This is a genomic window from Chryseobacterium wanjuense (assembly GCF_900111495.1).
Lineage (GTDB): Bacteria > Bacteroidota > Bacteroidia > Flavobacteriales > Weeksellaceae > Chryseobacterium > Chryseobacterium wanjuense.
The window spans coordinates 1,645,834-1,668,622 of sequence record NZ_FOIU01000001.1 but is presented as its reverse complement, the minus strand read 5'-3'; the positions used below and the strand labels follow the sequence as shown (position 1 = coordinate 1,668,622).

General features: G+C 35.6%; 23 protein-coding genes. 16 read left to right on the top strand and 7 right to left on the bottom strand.

What is annotated here, in order from left to right; translation table 11 throughout:
- Positions 1-52: 52 nt before the first annotated feature.
- The 8 genes from BMX24_RS07660 (at position 53) to BMX24_RS07625 (ending at position 8,325) form a co-directional block, all read left to right on the top strand.
- The gene (locus BMX24_RS07660; protein ID WP_089791444.1) at positions 53-805 is read left to right on the top strand and encodes a response regulator transcription factor; all 753 of its coding nucleotides are present in this window, start codon (positions 53-55) and stop codon (positions 803-805) included.
- Positions 806-1,167: 362 nt separating this feature from the next.
- A complete protein-coding gene (locus BMX24_RS07655) occupies positions 1,168-2,421 on the top strand; it encodes an aminotransferase class I/II-fold pyridoxal phosphate-dependent enzyme (protein WP_089791443.1) in 1,254 nt (417 codons plus the stop codon).
- 7 nt (positions 2,422-2,428) lie between these two features.
- Positions 2,429-3,058, top strand: a complete 630-nt coding sequence (locus tag BMX24_RS07650; protein WP_089792816.1) for a TetR/AcrR family transcriptional regulator — start codon at positions 2,429-2,431, stop codon at positions 3,056-3,058.
- Positions 3,059-3,159: 101 nt separating this feature from the next.
- Positions 3,160-4,245, top strand: coding sequence for a DNA polymerase III subunit gamma/tau (gene dnaX / locus BMX24_RS07645; RefSeq protein WP_089791442.1), 1,086 nt, complete (start codon positions 3,160-3,162; stop codon positions 4,243-4,245).
- A 101-nt stretch (positions 4,246-4,346) separates the two neighbouring features.
- Positions 4,347-4,859, top strand: coding sequence for a hypothetical protein (locus BMX24_RS07640; protein WP_228404721.1), 513 nt, complete (start codon positions 4,347-4,349; stop codon positions 4,857-4,859).
- Between the two features lie 477 nt (positions 4,860-5,336).
- Complete coding sequence (locus BMX24_RS07635) at positions 5,337-6,416, top strand: chorismate mutase (protein WP_089791441.1); 1,080 nt, start codon at positions 5,337-5,339, stop codon at positions 6,414-6,416.
- Between the two features lie 123 nt (positions 6,417-6,539).
- A complete protein-coding gene (gene rsgA, locus BMX24_RS07630; protein WP_089791440.1) occupies positions 6,540-7,466 on the top strand; it encodes a ribosome small subunit-dependent GTPase A in 927 nt (308 codons plus the stop codon).
- Positions 7,467-7,908: 442 nt separating this feature from the next.
- The gene (locus tag BMX24_RS07625; protein ID WP_089791439.1) at positions 7,909-8,325 is read left to right on the top strand and encodes a nucleoside-diphosphate kinase; all 417 of its coding nucleotides are present in this window, start codon (positions 7,909-7,911) and stop codon (positions 8,323-8,325) included.
- A gap of 88 nt (positions 8,326-8,413) precedes the next feature.
- Here BMX24_RS07625 and BMX24_RS07620 read toward each other — a convergent pair whose 3' ends face one another.
- A complete protein-coding gene (locus BMX24_RS07620) occupies positions 8,414-10,258 on the bottom strand; it encodes an alpha-L-fucosidase (protein WP_228404719.1) in 1,845 nt (614 codons plus the stop codon).
- 185 nt (positions 10,259-10,443) lie between these two features.
- Here BMX24_RS07620 and chrI point away from each other — a divergent pair, with 185 nt between their 5' ends.
- A complete protein-coding gene (chrI, locus tag BMX24_RS07615) occupies positions 10,444-10,935 on the top strand; it encodes a chryseobasin maturation helper ChrI (RefSeq protein ID WP_089791437.1) in 492 nt (163 codons plus the stop codon).
- 228 nt (positions 10,936-11,163) lie between these two features.
- Here the strand turns inward: chrI and rpe are convergent, their stop codons facing one another.
- A complete protein-coding gene (gene rpe / locus BMX24_RS07610; RefSeq protein WP_089791436.1) occupies positions 11,164-11,814 on the bottom strand; it encodes a ribulose-phosphate 3-epimerase in 651 nt (216 codons plus the stop codon).
- Between the two features lie 49 nt (positions 11,815-11,863).
- Entirely contained in the window at positions 11,864-12,937 is a 1,074-nt protein-coding gene (gene chrP / locus BMX24_RS07605) for a chryseobasin maturation metalloprotease ChrP (protein WP_089791435.1), read from the bottom strand.
- A gap of 51 nt (positions 12,938-12,988) precedes the next feature.
- Here chrP and BMX24_RS07600 point away from each other — a divergent pair, with 51 nt between their 5' ends.
- On the top strand, positions 12,989-13,696 hold the full coding sequence (locus BMX24_RS07600; RefSeq protein ID WP_089791434.1) for a DUF4294 domain-containing protein: 708 nt from the start codon (positions 12,989-12,991) through the stop codon (positions 13,694-13,696).
- Between the two features lie 32 nt (positions 13,697-13,728).
- Here BMX24_RS07600 and BMX24_RS07595 read toward each other — a convergent pair whose 3' ends face one another.
- Both BMX24_RS07595 and mnmD read right to left on the bottom strand, forming a co-directional pair.
- Positions 13,729-14,145, bottom strand: a complete 417-nt coding sequence (locus tag BMX24_RS07595; protein ID WP_089791433.1) for an NUDIX domain-containing protein — start codon at positions 14,143-14,145, stop codon at positions 13,729-13,731.
- A gap of 178 nt (positions 14,146-14,323) precedes the next feature.
- A complete protein-coding gene (mnmD, locus tag BMX24_RS07590; RefSeq protein ID WP_089791432.1) occupies positions 14,324-14,998 on the bottom strand; it encodes a tRNA (5-methylaminomethyl-2-thiouridine)(34)-methyltransferase MnmC2 in 675 nt (224 codons plus the stop codon).
- A gap of 84 nt (positions 14,999-15,082) precedes the next feature.
- Here mnmD and BMX24_RS07585 point away from each other — a divergent pair, with 84 nt between their 5' ends.
- The 6 genes from BMX24_RS07585 (at position 15,083) to BMX24_RS07560 (ending at position 21,378) form a co-directional block, all read left to right on the top strand.
- The gene (locus BMX24_RS07585) at positions 15,083-16,153 is read left to right on the top strand and encodes a branched-chain amino acid aminotransferase (protein ID WP_089791431.1); all 1,071 of its coding nucleotides are present in this window, start codon (positions 15,083-15,085) and stop codon (positions 16,151-16,153) included.
- Positions 16,154-16,661: 508 nt separating this feature from the next.
- Positions 16,662-17,171 (top strand): FKBP-type peptidyl-prolyl cis-trans isomerase, encoded by a 510-nt coding sequence (locus BMX24_RS07580; RefSeq protein WP_089791430.1) that lies wholly within the window; start codon positions 16,662-16,664, stop codon positions 17,169-17,171.
- A gap of 81 nt (positions 17,172-17,252) precedes the next feature.
- Complete coding sequence (locus BMX24_RS07575) at positions 17,253-18,290, top strand: peptidylprolyl isomerase (RefSeq protein WP_228404802.1); 1,038 nt, start codon at positions 17,253-17,255, stop codon at positions 18,288-18,290.
- A gap of 251 nt (positions 18,291-18,541) precedes the next feature.
- The gene (locus tag BMX24_RS07570) at positions 18,542-19,117 is read left to right on the top strand and encodes a hypothetical protein (RefSeq protein ID WP_089791429.1); all 576 of its coding nucleotides are present in this window, start codon (positions 18,542-18,544) and stop codon (positions 19,115-19,117) included.
- A 387-nt stretch (positions 19,118-19,504) separates the two neighbouring features.
- Positions 19,505-20,161, top strand: a complete 657-nt coding sequence (locus tag BMX24_RS07565) for a hypothetical protein (RefSeq protein WP_139176775.1) — start codon at positions 19,505-19,507, stop codon at positions 20,159-20,161.
- A 53-nt stretch (positions 20,162-20,214) separates the two neighbouring features.
- The gene (locus BMX24_RS07560; RefSeq protein WP_089791427.1) at positions 20,215-21,378 is read left to right on the top strand and encodes an aspartyl protease family protein; all 1,164 of its coding nucleotides are present in this window, start codon (positions 20,215-20,217) and stop codon (positions 21,376-21,378) included.
- A 68-nt stretch (positions 21,379-21,446) separates the two neighbouring features.
- Here the strand turns inward: BMX24_RS07560 and BMX24_RS07555 are convergent, their stop codons facing one another.
- Both BMX24_RS07555 and BMX24_RS07550 read right to left on the bottom strand, forming a co-directional pair.
- Positions 21,447-21,704, bottom strand: a complete 258-nt coding sequence (locus BMX24_RS07555) for a hypothetical protein (RefSeq protein WP_139176772.1) — start codon at positions 21,702-21,704, stop codon at positions 21,447-21,449.
- A 16-nt stretch (positions 21,705-21,720) separates the two neighbouring features.
- Positions 21,721-22,446 carry a DUF6261 family protein gene (locus BMX24_RS07550; protein ID WP_089791425.1) on the bottom strand — a complete coding sequence of 242 codons (726 nt, stop codon included), beginning with the start codon at positions 22,444-22,446 and terminating at the stop codon, positions 21,721-21,723.
- Positions 22,447-22,789: the final 343 nt, after the last annotated feature.

Below are 22,789 nucleotides of genomic sequence, written 5' to 3'. Positions count from 1 at the left end.
GCAAATGTAAAATTAAAAGCGAGTTTCATCAATACTGATAAATAACCATTTTATGGAAATCGTAGAAACACTGAACAAAACCCTGCTTCAAAAGAATTCCGGACAAAACTGTTTGCTGGATATTGAAGTGTACAAAGCGATTGCTTTCACCTATTCTCAAACGGAAAATTCTATCGCAGTGCTGAGTGATATGCAATTGAATAAAAGCTGGGTATATTCCTCAAAAACAAGCTCGGAATTGGGAATAAACTTCCATGAAAACCCTGTCCTAATCGATTCCATTTGGGAGGAAGAAATCCTGAAGAAAATTCATCCAGACGACAAACTCAAGAAATATATCCACGAGTTGCGTTTCTTTAAATTATTAAAATCAATGAAAATCAATGAGAGACAGGATTTCAGTGTTTTGTCGAGAATACGGATGAAGGACAAAGATGAGGCTTACAGGTTTATTCAGCACCGGATGTTTTATTTTTACTCGCCTTACAATCTGAAATTGAGATTTGCGCTTTGCCTGTACAATTTCGCTTTGGATCAGTCTCCACAACTTCCGTCAGAATTCCTGATTATCAACTCTACAAAAGGAGAAGTGGTGGTGGAAGATAAGCTGGTCTATAAAAAAATTCTTTCGCCAAGAGAACTGGAAGTTTTAAAGTACGTGGGAGAGGGGTTTACAAGCAAAGAAATCGCTGATTCTCTCTCCATAAGCATCAATACGGTAAACCGACACCGTCAAAATATTCTTGAAAAATTGAAAGTAAAAAACTCAATTATGGCTTTCAGTGAAAGTCTTCAGGTAAAATAATGTCGGTTTTGTGAATTATTTTTTAATAACTCTACTTTAAATCGGAACAAAAACTGACATAAAAACTGACTTTTCGGGTAGAATAAATACATCATTTTTTTTGTTAATTTTTTTTAAAATAGTTCCCTTTTTATTGATTTAGATGATTTAATTTGTTAATTAACCATTTAATTTATAATGAATTGGATTGAAAATTGCCTTTATTTTTTTAATTAAAATTAGCGAAGTATATTATGAATATATCCCACATTTAAGACTTTTTAATAAAAATATTTCACACATAATAAATTTTACTAGTAAATACGTAGATTTTCTTTTAAAATAGTCCTATATTTGTTATATTAACAGCTAACAATATAAGGATGGACATTAACTTTTCAACAGCAACTTTTAAAGACTTCGAGAATATCCCCGGATATGATATGATGCAACGTGCAGAAATATATTACGATTTCCTGGATTATATGAAGTCTAACGGACACCGATACAGACTGAGAAATAACACAGGATGCAGCTCGGTAATGAATGTTGGCACGGAAAATGCAACACACGAATACATTAGTTTCGTTACCAGCGATTATTTAGGGTTTACTCAGCACCCAAAAGTAAAGCAGGCAGCGATAGAAGGTATCGAAAAATATGGAACGGGTACAGCGGCAACTCCGCTTATTGGTGGATATTATCTGTACCACAACGAATTAGAAGCAAAAATAGCTTCTTTTTTTGGTAGGTCTCAGGACGAAGCGGTGATTTTCACTACAGGATATACTGCTAATAGTGCGACTTTGCAGATCCTGCTTCAGAAAGAAGATATTGCCATCATTGATATGGCGGTGCATGCAAGTGTATATGAAGGATGTATTCTTACCAACAGAAAAACATTCCCTCACAACAACCTGGAAGCTTTGGAAAATATTCTGAAAACTTCTGAAAGTATGTATCGTACCAAGCTGGTAGTAATCGATGGAGTATATTCTCAGGATGGAGATACTGCACCTATCGAGGAAATTTATAAATTAGTTAAAAAATATAATGCCTACCTGATGATTGATGATGTACACGGAGTAGGGATTTTAGGCAAAACGGGAAGAGGAACAATAGAAGATACGGGTCTATTGGATAAAATAGATATTATTACCGGAACGTTCAGTAAAACATTCGGTAGTTTGGGAGGATATGTGATTACGAATGAGAAACTGGCGACATTTATAAGATTCCAGTCTCGTCAGCAGATTTTTTCTGCAACAATGCCTCCGTCGTCAATGGGAATTGTAAAAGCCATTGAATTGATAGATGAAGAACCGCAGTGGCGTGCAAAGCTGTGGGAGAACATCAACTACTTCAAAAAAGGGTTGAATGACCTCGGATTGGAAACGGGAACAACTTGTTCTGCAGTAATTCCTGTAAAAATTGGTGATCCGCATGTAACAGGTGACGTCGGAAAGCTACTAATTGAAAGAGGCATCTATACAAACCCAATAATATATCCCGCAGTAGCGAGAAAAGATGCACGTATCAGGATGAGTATTATGGCCACTCACAAGAGGGAACATCTTGATAAAACACTCAACGCGTTTGAGGATATCGATAAAAAATTGCATATTGCAAAAAAATAATAACAACATGCCTAGAAAAGTTGTACAAGGCCCAATAAGGGATAAAGAAAAAACAAAACAAAAACTGCTTGCCGCAGTTGGAAAAATTTTAAGAACAAAAGGCTACTCAGGTCTGAAGGTGAGTAAGATAGCTGCTGTAGCGGGTTTTGATAAAAAACTTATCTATGAGTATTTCGGAAGTACCGAGAAACTCATAGATGAGTATATCAAGTCTCAGGATTATTGGAGTAAGATGAACCAGGATAACATCCACGTTGATTTCTCCGATGGTGGTAAAGAACTTTCTAAAGTAGCGATTCTCAATCAGTTTGAGCACATTAAGAAAAATAAGGAGCTTCAGAAAATTATCCTTTGGGGACTTTCTGAAAACAAGCCTATTTTGAAAAAAATTGCCGATGAGAGAGAAGAGATCGGAGAATTGCTTTTTACCAACATTGTCGATCCGCATTTCAAAGACAAATCTACGAGATACCGTGCGATTGCTGCACTCCTTGTTTCCGGAGCGTATTATCTGAACCTTTACACAGGGTACAATGCAAGCAAATTCTGCGGTATTGATCTGAAAACAGATGAAGGTAGAAAAGAGATCGAAAAAGCAATCATCGAGATCATTGATTTCGCATACGAAGAAAAATAATGATGAAAAAAAGTTTTCCTATTGACCAATAAATAAGTTTTTGTGGATAATTTGAAAACTTTTAATTTTCAAATTAGAACTATATTTCTTACTTTTGGCCAATGGAAAATTTTATCGTATCTGCACGAAAGTATCGTCCACAGGAGTTTGACACTGTTGTTGGGCAATCACACATTACGGATACTTTAGAACATGCGATTGGAGAAAATCAGCTAGCTCAGGCTTTATTGTTCTGCGGACCAAGAGGAGTAGGAAAAACTACATGTGCCAGAATTTTGGCAAGAAAGATCAATGAAAAGGATGGTTCAGTTTCAGAAGACGGTTTTGCGTACAATATCTATGAACTGGATGCAGCTTCGAACAACTCTGTAGATGATATCAGGGAACTGATCGATCAGGTTCGTTTTGCGCCTCAGGTTGGTAAATACAAAGTATATATCATAGACGAGGTTCACATGCTGTCTTCTGCTGCCTTTAACGCTTTCCTTAAAACTCTTGAAGAGCCGCCGGCTCACGCCATCTTTATTTTGGCTACAACGGAAAAGCACAAAATCATTCCTACGATTTTATCACGTTGCCAGATTTACGATTTCAAGAGAATCACCATAGAAGATATCCAGGGTCATCTTAGGAATATTGCTCAGAAAGAGAATATTCAGTATGAAGATGATGCATTATATTTAATTGCCCAAAAAGCAGATGGCGCACTAAGAGATGCCTTATCTATTTTTGACAGGCTTTCTACATTCTCCCAAAAAAATATTACCCTTGCAAAAGCTGCAGAGGTTTTAAATATTTTGGATTATGACCAATATCTGAAAGTGGTGGATTTAGCCAAAGAAAACAAAATTCCTGAAGTACTTTTTGCATTTAATGAAATTGTAAAAAAAGGTTTCGATCCGCATATTTTCATTGCAGGGCTAGGAAATCATTTCAGAGATTTGATGATGGCTCAAAATGCGTCTACCATTGATCTTATTGAGGTTGGCGAACAAACAAAATCCAAATTTGTGCAGCAGGCGCAAAACTGGAATGCTCAACAGCTAATCGATGCTATAGAGATCTGTAATCATGCGGATATTAATTATAAAAATTCAAAAAATCCTCGACTGACAGTAGAAATTGCTCTCATGCAACTGGCTTCTCTGACGGCTAATTCAGACGTTTCTAAAAAAAAAAGTTTATAATATTAGCCCCGTTTCTTCATGAAAAGCAGGAGGTAAAGCTTCCTGAAATACCTCAGGAGAAAAAAACAGAAGAGAAGGCAGAAACGGTAATTAGTCTGAACATGGTTCAGGAGGTTGAGATTAAAAAAACGACAAAGCCTTTATCTAAACAGATTGTTTCTTCCGGAATCAGCATCAGCTCTTTAATGAACAAAGAAGAGAAGCCTGAGGAAGAAGAAAGTACTGTTGTGAAAACCGAAGATCTTCCGCAAAACCATTTCACAGAAACAGATCTGCAAATGGAATGGAACCTATTATTGAAACAACTTCAAACCAAAGATACATTCGTTTTCAACGCCATTAAGACATTCAAAATGCTGAAATCAGACGAAAATAAGATTACGGTCTTGTATCCGTCAGATTCCGCAAAGGTTGAATTTGATAAGGTGAGCAGGGCTTTTTTCAATCATTTTAAAACAAAAGTTCACAACTTTGCCATTGAAATAGAGTATAAAAGAGACTTTGAAAACCTGAAGGTTGAAGTGATGACCAAAAGAAAAATCTTCGAAAAATTCATCGATAAAAATCCTTTATTAAAAGATCTTGACGACTTAATGAGATTTGATTTGACATAGACTTATCCTTTGTAAAAATAAAATTTTTGACAAAGTGAAATTCTCACATCATTTAAAATTTAGAATCACTCCAAGCTTGTATTTAAATAAATTTTATATATTTGTCAAATATTTGTTCGAAAAATCATTTTTTGATAAAAAGCAAATAACTTAGAAAAGCTAGAAAGAGACTTATTTAAAAGTGGAAAAATTATTAAAACCATACATGTCTGCTTTTACACCCGCTGATTTTTTTAGCGGTTATTTTAGTTTTTCATTTTCTTATTTTAGAAATTTCAGAACGTATTATCGATTTTATTATTGGTATTGCTAGTATAAATTTCTTTCCAAAAAAATACAGGAATAATAGATTTCTTCTTATTTCCTGATTCCTTTAAAAAATTTTAACGGCATTTTTTGAAAAGAATTATAAAGTAATTTTATAATGCAATGGGTATGATGTGCAGTAAAGAAAAAAGAATAAAAATAAATTAAGATATGAATTTAAAAGATTTAAAAAACGAATGGATCAATGAGTTTTCACAGCCATTGATGATTGCGGGACCATGCAGTGCAGAAAGTGAAGCTCAGATGTTGGAGACGGCAAGGAGAATTAAGGAAACTCATGCGAATGTTCCGATTTTCCGTGCGGGAATCTGGAAACCACGTACAAAACCCAACGGATTTGAAGGAGTAGGAGTAATTGGTCTAAACTGGCTGAAAAAAGTAAAAGAGGAGTACGGATTCAAAACCGCGACTGAAGTTGCCAATGCTCACCACGTTTTTGCGGCTCTTGAAGCTGATGTAGATATCCTTTGGATCGGTGCGCGATCAACGGTGAATCCTTTTACAGTTCAGGAAATTGCGATGGCTTTAAGAGGTACCGATAAGCCGGTTATAGTAAAAAATCCCGTAAATCCTGATTTGGCTTTATGGATCGGTGCTTTAGAAAGACTTTTAGGACAGGGAATTACCAATCTGGGAGTGATCCACAGAGGTTTTTCTACGTACCAAAAAACAAAATACAGAAATAATCCAAATTGGCAGATTGCTTTAGATTTCAAGAGTCAGTTTCCTAATATTCCAATGTTAATCGATCCTTCCCACATTTGCGGAAACCGGACTGGTTTGGCAGATATTACCCAGGAAGCTTTAAACGTAGGTTACCAAGGTGCGATTATTGAAACACACAGCAATCCCGATGAAGCGTGGAGTGATGCTTCTCAGCAGATTACGCCTGAAGTATTAGCGGAATTAATTGGTAATTTAAAAATGAGAAGTACCGATTTGGCTGGTTTTGAAGGAGATATGGGAAGACACAGAACATTAATTTCCGATATCGATTTCCAGTTGATCGAACTTCTTTCCCAAAGGATGAAAATTTCCGAAAAAATAGGTAAGCTTAAAAAAGAGAATGATATTGCCATCTTCCAGCCGGAACGTTGGAAAGTAATCACGGAATATGCAACTCAAAAAGCAAAGGAAACGGGGATGTCACAGGAATTTATTGAGAAGGTTTTCAAGACTATTCACGAAGAATCGATTGAAGTTCAGAACAATATTATGATTGACAGGTGATTGCATTGGGAGTTTGAGGGTTTTAGAGTTGGAGAGTTTATTAATATGTTATAAAATATGTACTCCCAATTCTCAAACCTTCAAACCTAATCCTAATTTCCTATATTTGCATCAATAATATTTATGAAAGGAAAAATCATTAAATCTACAGGAAGCTGGTATCAGGTTTTGGAGTTGGAAACCGATAAAATTTTCGAGGCCAGAATTCGGGGGAAGTTTAAATTAATTAAAACCCGACTTACCAATCCGCTTGCTGTAGGAGATTTTGTAGAATTTCAGCTGGAACAGGATGATATTGCATGGATCACCAAAATCGAACCCCGCAGAAATTATCTCATCAGAAAATCCGTAAACCTTTCAAAAGAAGCCCATATCATTGCCTCCAATATCGATTTGGCATGTTTCATTTTTACTTTAAAACATCCTGAAACTTCTCTCGGCTTCTTGGATAGATTTTTGGCCTGTTGTGAAGCATATAATATTATTCCATTGATTTTATTCAACAAAATTGATGTTTTGCATGAAGAAGAAATCGAAATTGTAAAAGACATAGAATTTCTTTATAGTGAAATAGGATATGATTCTTTGGAGATTTCTTCCTATTCAAGGTTAAATTTAGATCAGTTGCAGGAGCTTCTCAAGGATAAAACTTCAGTGTTTTTCGGGCATTCAGGATGTGGGAAATCTACGTTGGTGAATGCATTGCAGCCGGGATTGAACTTAAAAACTTCAGAAATTTCCGATACCCATTTAAAAGGAAAGCACACGACCACTTTCGCACAGATGCACTTCTGGGATTTCGGCGGAAATGTAATTGATACACCCGGAGTCCGCGAATTTGCCATGATCGACATCGAAAAAGAAGAAGTACAGCATTATTTTCCGGAAATATTCAAAAAGAGGGAAGAATGTAAATTTCACAATTGCCTTCACATCAATGAGCCAAAATGCGCCGTAATTGATGCCCTTGAAACCGGAGAAATTCAACATTCGAGATATTCTACCTACATCAAGCTGATGGAAGAGGCGGAAGAAAATTCTCAGAAATAGTACATTTTAAAATATTTCATTTAAATTTCTTAGTAAAGTTTTACTGAGCAGAATTAATATGTGAAAAATTTTCATTAAAAACAGAAAATATATTTGTGTTTTTTTGCGTTAAAGTTTATTTCACAAATAACCTTTCTTTTGTTAATGAAAAATAATATGAAATTTTCCATTAATTAAACGGTGGTTTAATTATTTAATATTCTTCCAGTTAGGAGCAAAATTTGGGAAACATCGGCCAATAAAAAACCCAGCCGAAGCTGGGTAAAAACTAATAACCATGAAAACTCAAATTAAACATGAGAATCGCAATAGAATAAACAATTACTGTGCCAAAGTTTGGTTCATGATTTCTTAATAAAAGTTATTTTTATGTTAAAATTATTTTAAAATTAAAGTAAAAGATATTTTTTGTATTTTTGCGCCATTAAAAAAATATACATTTATGTCTAACATTACATTCACTATGATTAAGCCTGATGCAGTTGCAGATGGACATATCGGTGCTATATTAGGTAAAATTGCAGAAGGTGGTTTCAAAATCAAAGCTTTGAAATTGACTCAACTTACTGTTGCAGATGCAAAAAAATTCTATGAAGTACACGCTGAAAGACCATTCTACGGAGAATTGGTTGATTTCATGAGCTCTGGGCCAATCGTTGCCGCAGTTCTTGAAAAAGATAATGCTGTTGAAGATTTCAGAACTTTGATCGGGGCTACAAATCCTGCTGAAGCTGCTGAAGGTACGATCAGAAAAATGTTTGCAAGAAGCATCGGGGAAAACGCTGTTCACGGTTCAGACTCTGATGAAAACGCTCTTATTGAAGCAAAATTCCATTTTTCAGGAAGAGAAATTTTCTAAGAAAAATTACTTTACCATAAAAAATCCGGAGAAAATTTTCTTCGGATTTTGTTTTTTATGAGAAGTTTAAACAAGTTCAATGTTTATTCTATAGGTTATTTTCGATTGCACCCACTTTTTCGCGGTGTAGTTCAATAGGTTTGTCCAGTAGAACTGCAACGACAGTCATATTCTTATCCAGTTTTTCTTTGGGAACATCGATATAAATGATTCCTGGAGTAGTGCTCCAATACAGTTTATTAAAAATTTGATGCGTTAAAAGAGTGCCTTCTCCCACAATCCGGATTCTGGCAATCCCATTTTTGATTCCCTTCAAAGCGATCGGTCCGGTTGGTGTTCCTTCTACGAAAATATAAAGGGTTTGTTTGTCTTTAGATAAAACCGTATTTCCTGAAAAATGACCGTCTGGCAGACCTTTTTCTGTTTCAAAAAGAGCTTCGGCGTGCTTGCTGATCCAATTCATAACTTCAGGATTTGTTTTTGATGTTTTTTGAATTTTCATATCCAATCCATCTTCAGTTAAGCCTGAATTATTAAAAATATTATTTCCTGCGTGAAGCCGTTCTGCAATTTCAAAAGCAGCCAGTTTCACATTTGGATTTTCTAAAATTTGAGATAAAGATTGATTTTCTTCTTTACTATTTTCGTTAAATTTTATTTTTTCATTAAAACTCAATTCTACAACAGTAACGTCCTGATCAAAGTTAACCTGAGAAAAATTAATCATAAGATTTCCCTGATTATCTTTTTTAAAATCAACTTTACCATTTCTGTCACCCAAAATTCTTCCTGATACCGGAGTTGAATGTAAGCCGTAAATTTTTGTAAAATCTTTAGCTTCTTCCAGGAAAAGAAATAATTTTTTACCGTCTTTTGAAAAAGCAGATTTACCTTTAAAATTTTCAAAAGGTAGTCCTGACCGTGTTCCGTAGATCGCATCAGGGTGTTTTGAAGTCCATCTTCCGAGGGCTTTTAAGATTTCCACCTGCTTCTCGGGAATGGTGCCATCTGCTTTTGGCCCGACATCAAGTAGTAAATTTCCACCCATGTTGATAACATCTGCCAAAGCTCTTACCATCATATTCGGAGTTTTATAATTGGTGTCAAAAGGTTGATATCCCCATGCGTCATTCATTGTGTAACAAAGCTCCCAGTACTCGTAGTGTGGTTTTATTACAGGAATTCCCTGTTCCGGTGTTTCATAATCTCCGTGATTATTTAACCTGGAATTAATGATAATATTCGGATTATATTTTCTTAAATTTTTTAAGGTTTGTTCAGCTTTCCATTCTTCTGAAGAATGTTCCCAATCGCCATCAAACCAGATAAGATCGGGGCTGTACTGTGACGAAAGTTCATTTAATTGTCCTTGATAATAAGTGACAAAATTTTGCCAGCGTTGGGGATCGTTTTTTATTTGATAGCGCTTTTTTATTTTTGTGTTAATATCATAATAAGGATGAATCCAATCGGGAAGGGAGAAGTAAAGTCCTGTCTTCAGACCTTGCTTTTTAAGTTCGGAAACGAAAGGAGTCAACACGTCTTTTTGCGCCAGAGAATTTTTTGGAATTGTCGTGGCTTTTTCTGCTTTTGAATTCCAAAGGGCGATTCCGTCGTGGTGTTTTGTTGTGATTACGGCATACTTTGCACCCGAATCTTTGATTAATTTTACCCATTCATCAGGTTTGTATTGAGCAGCTGAAAAACCATTAAGCTGTTTCATATAATTTTCCTGATTGGTATAATTGTTGAAAAATGACCAGGATTCCGGGATACCGTCAACAGCATAAATTCCCCAATGAATAAAGACTCCCAGCTTGGCATCCTGAAACCATTCCATTTTTTTGCTGTCTGAATTTTCTTTTTGAGCATGTATTTTTCCTGCTGCTAAAACCAGTCCCAAAGATAAAATACAAATAAATTTTCCTTTCACTTTCCTTCTTTTGCGGACTAAAATAAGGAAAGCTGAGAAGAAAAGCATATTTAAAGTTCAATTAATATAGTAAGTGCCGAAAATTCTTAAAAATTCCTATTTATTATTTAATAATATTCAACATAAAAATCATTTTAATGTATTATTTTTATTAAGGCTAAAATGTCAATCCCAAAATAAATTATATGAAAATGACGACAATACTTTTGATCATTACAGCGACTGTCACAGCCTTAATTGCAGGGCTTTTTTACGCTTATTCCTGTTCCGTGGTTCTTGGGTTGGGAAAATTATCGGACAGTGAATATCTGAAATCTATGCAGTCGATCAACAGGGAAATTCTTAATCCTGTATTTTTTCTAAGTTTCATGGGAACTGCATTTTTGCTTCCGATTTCAACATTTTTGTATCGCGGACAAAATCTGGTTTTCATCCTCTTGTTAATGGCGACTTTGGCTTATCTGATCGGTGTTTTCGGAGTAACGATGTTCGGGAATGTCCCATTGAATGATCAGCTGGATAAATTTGATATCGTCAATTCATCTGCAGAAGCGATTAAAGAAATGCGCAACAACTTTGAAAGAAAATGGAATTTTTTAAATAATATCAGAACTGTTTTTTCCGTAATAACCATTGTTCTGACCGTTTGCGCCTGCATCTGGAATAAGGCCGACTAAATGAAAATTTTTTTATCATTTTTAAATTCAGTAAAAATACTTACATTAAAATTCAGTGTTTTTACGGATGTTTTGTATTTATTTTTATTGTGATCTTTACGTCAGCATTAGAATAAGGAAATTCAAGCATTAAAGTCTTCAAACTAATAACCATTAAAGGCTCAGATTTTCAAGAAGAAAGGCAGCTCATTGAGCTGCCTTTGTTTTTATTGTTGTAAAGAATTAAGATTAAATCTTTAATAATTCAATTGTTTTTTCAGGACTTTCTGCCGAGAAAACTGCATTTCCGGCAACCAGTACATCAGCTCCTGCTTCGAAAAGTTTTGCTGCGTTGTCAAGATTTACTCCGCCGTCAATTTCGATTAGAGCAGTAGAGTTGTTGCTTAAAATCAGATCTTTTGTTTCGGCGATTTTTTTGTAGGTGTTTTCAATGAATTTCTGTCCGCCAAATCCCGGATTTACACTCATTAATAATACCAAATCTACATCAGCGATAATATCTTCAAGCATTAAAACCGGAGTGGAAGGGTTTAAAACAACCCCTGCTTTTGCCCCTAAGCTCTGAATGTGGTGAATGGTTCTGTGAAGGTGAGTACATGCTTCATAATGAACGGAAACAAGGTCTGCACCGTGGTTGATGAATTCTTCTACATACTTTTCAGGTTCTACGATCATCAAATGTACATCTACAAATTTTTTAGCATGCTGCTGAACCGTTTTCATCACCGGAAAACCGAATGAAATGTTGGGAACAAATCTGCCATCCATCACGTCTACGTGGAACCAGTCTGCCTGCGAATTGTTCAGCATTTCAATGTCTCTTTGCAGATTCCCAAAGTCTGCAGATAAAAGGGAAGGAGCAATAAGCTTCGTTTTCATTTTTACTTTTTATACTTTATACTTTTTACTTGTATCTTTTTACTTTTTGTTAATGATACTTCAATTTCATTTCAGGCTTGATCTTCAGAACAGTTTCATAGATCAGTTTGATCACATTTCCTACGTCTTCTTTAGATACCATTTCCACCGTTGTATGCATGTAGCGCAAAGGTAAGGAAATTAATGCACTTGGTACACCTCCGTTTGAGTGGGCGAAGGCATCTGTATCTGTTCCTGTTGCTCTGCTTGCAGCTGCTCTCTGGTAAGGTATTTTTTTAGCTTTTGCCGTATCAATAATCAACTCTCTGATGGTGTGATGAACGCTTGGTGCAAAGAAAACTACCGGTCCGGCTCCGCATTTTTGGTCACCTTCTTTTTTCTTTTCGATCATGGGTGTTGTTGTGTCGTGGGTAACGTCTGTAACGATCGCAATGTTCGGTTTAATCGTATCTGCGATCATATCAGCTCCATACAAACCGACTTCTTCCTGAACGGAATTGGTAATATATAATCCGAACGGGATTGTTTTTTTATTTTCCTTTAAAAGTCTTGCCACTTCTGCAATCATGAATCCGCCGATTCTGTTGTCTAAAGCCCTGCACACAAAATAACGGTCGTTCATTTCAAAGAATTCATCGGGATAGGTGATCATGCAGCCGACATAAATTCCCATTTCTTCAACTTCTTTTTTGGTAGTAGCACCACAGTCGATAAAGATATTTTCGATTTTTGGAATTGGTTCGTTCTGGTTGGCTCTGGTATGAATGGCAGGCCATCCGAAAACACCTTTTACAATTCCGTTTTCTCCGTGAATGTGAACAACTTTTGACGGAGCAATGAGCTGATCAGAGCCTCCGTTTCGGATTACGTAGATCAATCCGTCGTCGGTAATGTAATTTACGTACCATGAAATTTCATCTGCATGAGCTTCAATCACTACTTTAAATTCGGCATCGGGATTGATTATGCCATAGCAAGTTCCGTAATGATCTACTTCAATTTTATCTACATAAGGTCTGATGTAGTCCATCCAGATTTTTTGGCCTTCTTGTTCGTAACCTGTTGGCGATGAAGTATTTAAATATTTTTCTAAAAATTTTAAAGATTTCTTCTCAAATTTCATAAAAAGGAATGATTTTTGCGTTTAATTTTTGTTCTAATACGCGTAAAAATAATGAATTTTAGTAAGATTATTTGTCTTTTTCTTTTCTTTTTTGGGGTCAGTGCTTTTGGTCAGAAGGATTCTGTGTACGCAAAACCTTTAAGCCAATATCCTCCTGAATTACTGAAAACAGATGAATTTGGAAAAAAGTACTACTATGACGAAAGGCAGAAGATGAAGGTGTATGAAATCAACGGAGAAACTGTAATTGTCATGGATGAACTGGTTTTAATCAACAAGCCGAAATTCAATAATCAACTAGACAGAAATTATTATTTTTTCCTTAATAAAAAGCTATACAGAGTGTATCCTTTATTCCTTACGGCACTTCAGCAGTACAGAGATATCCAGAAAGAAATGACTGATCTCGACAGCAAAGCAAAAAGAAGATACATCAAAGACAGGCAGAATATGTTGGCCGATCAGTATGAAAAGCAACTGAGAGATCTTACAACAACAGAAGGACAGGTATTCGCAAAGCTGATGAACAGGGCAACTGGAAAGAATGTCTACGAAATCATCAAAGAACTGAGAGGTGGATGGAGCGCTTTCTGGTGGAATGTAAAAGGAAAAATGGCAGATATCGACCTGAAAGACAAATATGATCCTTATCAGAACAGAACCGACGAGTATTTGGAATCTTTACTGCAATCCAACTGGAATTCCGGCTATCTGCAGCCATATCCCGGAGCAAGCGAGTTCAAAGTAACAAGAAAATAATTAATTATATATAAAAAATTCCTGTAAGTATTTTACAGGAATTTTTCTTTTAATTTATCAAAAACAATTTTGTCTATCGGGAGAGGAAACGGATTGTGGGGGGTATCGATGTCCATCCATTCGGTTTTTTCGATGCAAGGGTCGAGGATCAGGAAATCTTCTTCGTTTACAATATTTACTATATAATATATGGTAAGAAGTTGTTCGTTTTCTCTGAAACGCGATACCAGAAAATTTTCCTGCGTATAAAGATGTTCTACTACTTCTATTTTCACATTCAGTTCTTCATCGAATTCGCGATGTAAGCATTCTATTAATCCTTCCCCATATTCCAGTCCGCCACCCGGAAATTTCATTAAAGGTTCACCGGCATATTCTTCAAATAATGTAAGGACTTTTTTATCCTTTACAGCACAGGCATAAACTCTAATGTTTATCTTGTCTATCATATATAATAATTTGTAAAGCTAATGTAGGAATTTTTGTTGAAAAAATGGCGGGGTGAGGGAAGCTTGAAGCTAAAGGTTTACTATTAAGTCTTTAAAATCATTAAAATTTTCAATATTAAAAACTGTAACTCATCAATAGTTAGTAATAAACTTCCTGCACCCATCCTCAAACTTCATCCTACAGTTTCACCGCATTAATCATCTCTCTTTTTCCCGGAGGCCCCTGTTTCTTCTCAACCTGGAAGTTCAGCTCCTGCAGGATTCTTCTTACACTGCCTTTTGATGAGTAAGTTGTTAAAAGTCCGTTAACAGCCATTTTGTCGGAAACCATTTCAAATAAAGGTTTTTCCCACAGATCGGGTTGTACTCTGGCTCCGAAACAATCGTAGTACACGAGGTTAATCTTCGGTAAATCAATGTCTTTCAGATCGAAAAAATCACATTGTATCTTTTTTAGGTTAAATCCATTAATAATTTCAACCGGTTTCTCCCAATCTGCTTGATGAATTTTTTGATAAATATTTTTAAATTCCTCGTTATCGAAAAGCTCAAAATATGCCAAATCGTTAATTTCCGATTCATTTATGGGATATTTTTCCAGTGTAAAATAATTGATGATATGATTTTTGTCAGTTTTTAAATATTCATTAATTGTCACCAAAACATTCAAACCTGTTCCAAAACCGAGTTCTAAAATATTAATTTCGTAATCATTTATTAAATTTAATCCATTTTTGATAAACACGTGTTCTGCTTCCTGAAGGGCTCCGTGGTGAGAATGATAGTTTTCATTTAAATCATTGATAAACAATGTTTTACTGCCGTCGTTTGTGGTCTTAATTTCTCTTTTCAAGCTATTTTTTGACAAATTTACTCCAAAATTTTTATATTTAGAAAATTATGTTAAATTTGTAGAACATCATAAAAAATTTTAGAAATGATAATTCAAAAAACTGAAAACTCCCGAATTTCTACATTCGACCCAAACAATTTTTCATTTGGAAATACTTTTATTGATCACATGATAATATGCGAGTATGAAAATGGAAAATGGGGTGATGTGAAATTAGTTCCTTACGGTCCTTTGATGTTTACTCCTGCCATGATGGGTGTCAACTACGGACAAGCTTGTTTTGAAGGCATGAAAGCCTACAAAGACAAAGACGGACAGGTTTTCCTTTTCAGGCCTGAAAAGAATTTTGAACGTATCAACAAGTCGGCAAAGCGTCTTGCAATGCCAGAAGTAACTGAAGAAATGTTTTTGGACGGGCTAAAAGCATTAGTGGATATCGACAGAGACTGGATTCCTTCGGGAGAAGGTATGTCTTTGTACATCAGACCATTGATTTTTGCTACTGAAGAAGCTTTGAAAGCGAGAGTAGCTAATAAATATATGTTCGCGATCGTTGCAACACCGGCAAAAAGCTATTATACAGAACCTGTTTCTGTGAAAATTTCAGATCACTATTCAAGAGCGGCAAGCGGTGGAGTTGGTTCTGCTAAAGCTGCCGGAAATTATGCTGCATCTTTCTATCCTACGCAATTGGCGATCGAAGAAGGATACGAGCAGATTATCTGGACAGATGATTCTACTCACGAATATTTCGAAGAAAGTGGAACAATGAATGTTTTCGTAAGAATTAACGATACCATTTACACGCCACCAACTTCTGAAAAAATCTTAGACGGTGTTACAAGAGACAGCTTTATCCAACTGGCAAGAAGAAGAGGAATCGAAGTAAAAATAGAACCAATTAAAGTAAAAGACGTTGTAGAAGCTCAGAGAAACGGAACTCTGAAAGAAGTTTGGGGCGTAGGAACAGCTGTTGTGACTACCGTTTTCCAGGCGTTAGGATACAACGGTGAAAAATTGGCTTTACCAAGACTTTCGGATGAAGAAAGCTATGCAGTTATTTTGAAAAACGATTTAGTTGATATACAGACCAACCATGCAGAAGATCCTTTCGGATGGAGAGTATTGGTTGATCATGTTTTGGAAACGGTTTAATTGTAAACTTAAAAATGATATAAAGTCGGGTTTTTCCCGGCTTTTTTTGTTTTAAAACTATTTTATTTTGATACAGGTAGTAGTATCCGCGTTGTCAGGCTGAGGCTCTCGAAGCCTTATTAAAAATTTTAAAATAATAATACATAAGGGCTTCGAGAGCCTCAGCCTGACAATGCATAGAAACGGGGAAGTTTGAACAGCTTTTTTAAGAAATTTTAGAATTGTAATGGTTCAATTTAAACGCAAAGATTTATTAAACAAACTTCTTTTGTTAGGAGGCAAAAGCAATACATTACTTCATGAAGCTTGACTCTTAGCTTCATCCAATCAACTTGTTGATTAAAACTTAGCCCCCTTAAAATTATTAATCATTAATATAAAACCTTTGCGTTTAAAAGAAAAGCAATTTCAAGATCAAATTATTTTCAAAAATTATGGAAACTTTTAATTCAATAAGTTCTCCAAGTTTTGTAATTGATTCCCGAAATGTGTATTTTCGCAAAAGTTTATGAAAAAAATACTCTTCATATCGGTACTGGGTCTACTGAGCTGCAGCAAGAATGCGCAGACTCATCCCCCTGTTGGCGGAGTTCTCAGCAAGAATGACCTTGAGGTTTCCAGAAACAGGATGAAAAACCTTAATACACAGGAAAGAATGCAGATCCAGGAATGGATCAATGATCAGCCTGTGAAATTTTACCCGACGCAGCTTAATTATTGGGTAAATGCAGAAGGTTTCGACCAGAGACAGAGAAGACAGGACAATTCCTTCATTTCCTATTCTTATGATCTGTACGATTTTGATCAGACCAAGATCTATGACAAACCGTTTGAAAGAAGAGACGCCCGATTCGGACACTTTGATGAATTAAAAGCTGTAGAAGATGCTTTGCGTTTTATACATGATGGTGAGGAAGTTACACTTTTAGTTCCATCTTCTCTCGCATACGGAACTTACGGAGACGAGAAGAAAATCGACAACGATATTCCATTAATCATAAAATTAAAAGCATTATAATCAATGAAATTGTTTAACAAGAATATAATTCTGGCAGCGGCTAGTATTTCGCTGATGAGTTGTACACCAATTTATAAAAAAATGAACGTAGACAAAGAAACTTACGAAGGTCTTAATGACGGACTTTATGCAAATCTTCAGACGACAAAAGGTAACATGATCGTAAAGTTTGAGGATAAAAAAGCACCTGTAACTGTAGCTAATTTTATTGGTCTTGCAGAAGGAAAAATCGACAACAAAGCTAAGGCTAAAGGAGTTCCTTATTATGACGGAACGATTTTCCACAGAGTGATCAAAGATTTCATGATCCAAGGGGGAGATCCTCAGGGAACGGGAATGGGAGATCCCGGATATAAATTTGAAGACGAGAAAAACGATCTTCACCACACAGGAAAAGGAGTGCTTTCTATGGCGAATTCCGGACCAAATACAAACGGTTCTCAGTTCTTCATCACGGAAGTTGCTACCCCTTGGCTAGACGGAAGACACACGATCTTCGGAAAAGTGGTAAAAGGTGAAGATGTGATCGATGCGATTGCCAACGTAGAAAAAGGAGCTCAGGATAAGCCTAAAACAGATATCGTTTTAGAAAAAGTTTCTATTTTCAGCAAAGGCGACGAGTACAAAAACTACGATGCAGCAAAGACTTTCACGGAAGGAAAAGCTAAAATCGCTGAAAATAACAAGGCTTACTTAGCGAAAGAAGAAGCTGAAAAGAAGAAAAAAGAAGAAGAATTCAAAGCAAATCAGGAAAAAATGGTTGAAAACCTGAAAGCCGGAATGCAAAAAACTGAATCTGGTCTTTACTATAAAATCACGAAAACTACTGACGGAAAAGCTCCGAAAGCAGGTGACAATGTTTCTGTACATTATGCAGGAAAATTAGTAGACGGAACAGAGTTCGATTCTTCATTCAAGAGAAACGAGCCGATCGAAATTCCTATCGGAATGGGAAGAGTGATCAAAGGTTGGGACGAAGGTATTCTTTTGTTAAAAGAAGGAGAAACTGCTACATTATTGATTCCGCCGGCAATGGGCTACGGAGAAAGAGGAGCAGGAGGGGTAATCCCGCCAAATGCATGGTTGATTTTCGATGTGGAGCTTGTAAAAGTAAAATAATTGAATCTTACAATATTCTGAAAGCCGTCCGAAAGGATGGCTTTTTTATTGAATTAAATATTCTCTGTAACGACTTACTACAACCTGCGACAGATTAATCAAACATTCAACTAATACAACGTCACTTCGAGTAGATTTTGAAAAAATCGTACCGAGAAGTTTATTAAAATTAAAAGTTCACGATACATTTTTTCTTTATTTTATTATGAAAAACACTCGAATTGACGCAGAAAATTAATATTAAAATTATAATGAAAATCAAATCACTTCTATTTCTATTCGTCCTGTTGTCGTTGGTGACTTTTGCACAGACCAAAGTCAGTCCCGATAATGCGAATATAAAAAAATCGCTTACTTATTTCACCAACAGCATTAAAACCAAAAACATAGATCAGGCGGTAAGCTGTATCTATCCGAAGTTCTTTACGGTGATTCCAAAAGATAAGATGACCCAGCTTCTGAACATGACCTACAACAATCCTTTCATGAAAATCGACATGCAGGATTTTAAATTCGGAAATATTGAAAAGCCGGAACTGATAAAAGGCGAATATTTTTCTATCACCAATTATTCCTTTACAATGAAATGCAACGTCAGCTCCTTAGATGCGGACATGAAAAAGAAAATCAACGGTGCCTTGACGAATAAATACGGTAAAAATAACGTGAAATACCTTGCCAACGAAGGCGCTTATCTCATCAATGCCACCATGAAGGCCTGTGCCATTTCCAAAGACAGAAAGTACTGGAAATTTGTCATTCTTGAAAAAGAGTTCAAACGTGATCTGGTGAAAGTCTTGCCACAGAAAATTCTTGATAAAATTTAAGAGATTTTTTTTTTAATATGAAGCTGTCCGGGAGGATGGCTTTTTTGTTAAGGGTGTAGAATTGAAAGTTAAAAATATGCTTTTTATTTTTTTAATAATATTTATTTTAAATGTGAATTAATTTTTAAAATTATTTTTATTAATAATAATTTTACATTTATATGAATTGTCATATTCGTATTTATTTTGAGTTATTTTATGTTTAATTTGTTAAAGTTTTTAATTATTTGCATATTATCTAAAATATCTTACCTTTGTGAAAAAACTATGAAAGAGAAAATTATTTTATTAGGCATTTTTTGCAATGTTTTTTTAATACATGCACAGATAGGGATTAATACAAGTCAACCTACAGGAATATTTCATGTAAATGGAGCAAACAGTAGTTTGGATATTAATCCAGATAACGATGTTGTTATTTCCCAACCCGATGGTAATCTGGCGCTTGGGCATACAAATCCAACTGTGAAGCTAGATATAAAAACAGCTGGGACACAAGCTTCTCCTATATTTGGTTTTAAGCTTTGGGATGGAAATCAAGCTGATAATAAGGTTTTGTACAGCGATGCAAATGGAGTAGGAACATGGAAGGAATTATCACTTTTTACCGGACAAAATATTGTAGGTACATTCAGCTGGCTAAACAACACTGCGATAGGAAATACCAATTGGAACAGGATTGCAAGCCTTACCATTCCTCCCGGCACACATATGATTTATTTGAAAATACATATTTTAAACAACGCTAATTCCGGGTTTGTAAGAACTTATGTGGGAACTAAGAATATCGGAACAAATAATAGCAATCCACAAGATACCCCTATTTTGGGAAGTACTAATTTTCAGCCACTGATGGGACGTGATTTTGAAATTACACAGGCGTTTGTATATACTAATGGTACCAACTCGAATATCACGTTATATTATGTTTTTCAGTCGGACAGTACCAGCATTTCAAGAAGTGTTTATACATTCAATAATGCAGCAACTTTTAATGGTGTAAACTTAATCGAAAATTATTTCTTTTCAACCCCTGTTAATTAAAAAGCTAAATGATCTTAAAATGAATAGTGATATTTTCGCATGAAAAATAATTTATGAAAAATATTTTCTGTTCGTTTTTTGCTTTTTGCAGTATTCTGATTTCCGCGCAGGGAAAAAGATTTTTTGAAAATGGGGAAGTGCAGCTTCGGAATCCTGTTGAGAAAATTAATCTGAACTATGCGAATGAACTTCCTTTTGTGAAGGTGACAATCAATGGGAAAATGTATAATTTTCTGTTTGATTCCGGTGCGCCGACGGTCATTTCACAAACCATCTACAAAGAACTGAACCTTGAGAAAAAACACAGAAGCAAAGTAAAAGACTCACAGAAAAACAAACATGAACAGATCTTTACGGAACTTCCGGAAATGACCATCGATCATGTGGTTTTCAAGAAAATCGGAGCCATTGTCCTGGATCTCAGTTCCGCAGAACTCGGCTGTCTGAAAGTTGACGGACTGATTGGGGCAAACCAGATGGCCAAGTTGTTTTGGAGAATCAATTATTCCGAGAACTCACTGGAAGCAACGAAAGATTTGTCGCTTTTTGATCTTTCGGGGTACGACATTACCATTCCTTTTCTGACGCAGACCCAAAAAACTCCGATGATTGAAACTAAAATTTTAGATAAAAACATAAAACTGACTTTCGATACAGGCGCTTCGGGAAGGTTGAGAATTGCAGATCAGAATTTTGATTCCAAAAAAGCTACACGAGCTGTTGAAACCTTCGGGACAAGTGCTGTCGGAGCTTTCGGGGCGGGAAAACCTGTTGCAGGATATATTTTCAGGGCAGAAGACATGACGTTGGGCAATAAAAACTTTCCCAACCAGCTCATCGCAACCGGAGGTTCGGATCTTATCGGAAACGAATTTTTCAAAGATTTTGCTTTTATTTTCGACTGGAAAAACAGCAAGATTTATATGAAAAGAATCAAGGAAACGCCCGCCAAACTGGAAACTTTCGGGTTTAGCTATCGTTTTATTGACCTGAAACCGGTGGTGACATTTGTATTTAAAGAAGACAATTTCCCTTTGAAAATCGGGGATTCCATCATCAGTATCAACAATATCAATCTGGAGAATCTGGATCAGGACGGTGCCTGTCATTACACCCTCAACAGGATAGAACGCGATCAGGAAACCATTGATATCAAAATAAAAAGAGACGGAAAGATTTTAGATGTTACAATGAAAAAGAAAGAATATTTACAGTAAAACCTAACGGCATACAAAAACCACTCCCGAAAGAGAGTGGTTTTTTAGTAAAAATTATAATTGAAAAGTTATGAGTGTCTGTTCATTCTTTTTTTGCTCTGCATTACGCTGTGCTTTTCCATTAAAGAATTAATAAACATAAAACTGAAACCGATATAAGCTGCAAAAGCGATCAGGTAAATCATAATATTGTTAAAACTGATCTTTGAGACAAATACAAGCACTGAAAGCAGTGCAAATCCAATTAATAAAATAATACTCCAAACTTTCATTTTCATAGAATCTTCCTGATTCCTAAACATTGTTTCCATTAAATTCTTCATCATAAATTACTTTAAATTGTTAAACTTTTTTTTTAATACCATTTCTCGAAAGGATAATATTCGAAAAATAGTTTCTCACATTGTTGATGACGGTTAATACATCTTTGTAAAAAACCTGGTCTTTTACGTTGGCTAAGGTTACGATGTAGTTCGTCATCTGTTTATAGTCGTGGGTGAGGATTTTCCTCAATGCCTTCACGTCGAATGTCGGCTGTTGTGATGTCTGATAAGTGCGCCTTGCAAAAATTGTGTTGAATGCGGCATTAGAATCAGACAGGTGATTCGCAAATTTCACAATCCCCAATGCAGACACATGGAAGCTGTATTCTGAAGAGAGAAGTTTTTCAACAAGTATATTCAGCTTGCTGGTTTCTTCTTCGTAAGATGCGTGCTGTACATTTTTGTACTCGTTCAGCAATAGTTTTACTGTGTTATAGGCATCTTTCTCTGTTTGGGTTTTTGCATTCCTGTATGGTTTTAAAGCATCGCGCAACGCCCGTAGATCCGCATCGCGTATCTTATCTGCATCAGCCATTCTCGCCGATTCATCATTAGCTTTTATCTGATCGAGAGCAGCAGTGTAAACCGGGATCTGAGCCTGAATATTCGTAAACATTCTTTTAAAATCCTCATCAGTATTGGCGTTTAAACCTGAGTTGCTGAAATCTTCGAAGAGACGGACAATGAATTGTCCAAACTCTGCATGGTGTAACCGTGAAAGATCCACCGATGTCAATTTTTTCATCGTTAAAGTGTGTTTTTTTAATTTTTTTTCGTGATTTTAATTAGCCATTATCATGCCAAATACCTTTTTTCTATATGAATTATGAAATCGTTAAGATATATTTCCCATTTTTTATCAGGCGTTTTTAACTGTCATTTTTAGTCTGTAACACAGTAATAACCAAATTTTTACAAGAAAAAACATCCACACTGTCATGCCGAGCGCGAAGCAGTCGAAGCATCTACTACAAATAAATTCCTCCTTTGTTGGAATGACAGCGGAAGATATGAAAGAATTCCAACAAACAATTAAAACAAAACTAATAGCCACACTTTTTTTGTCATTCTGAAAGAATCTCAATGAT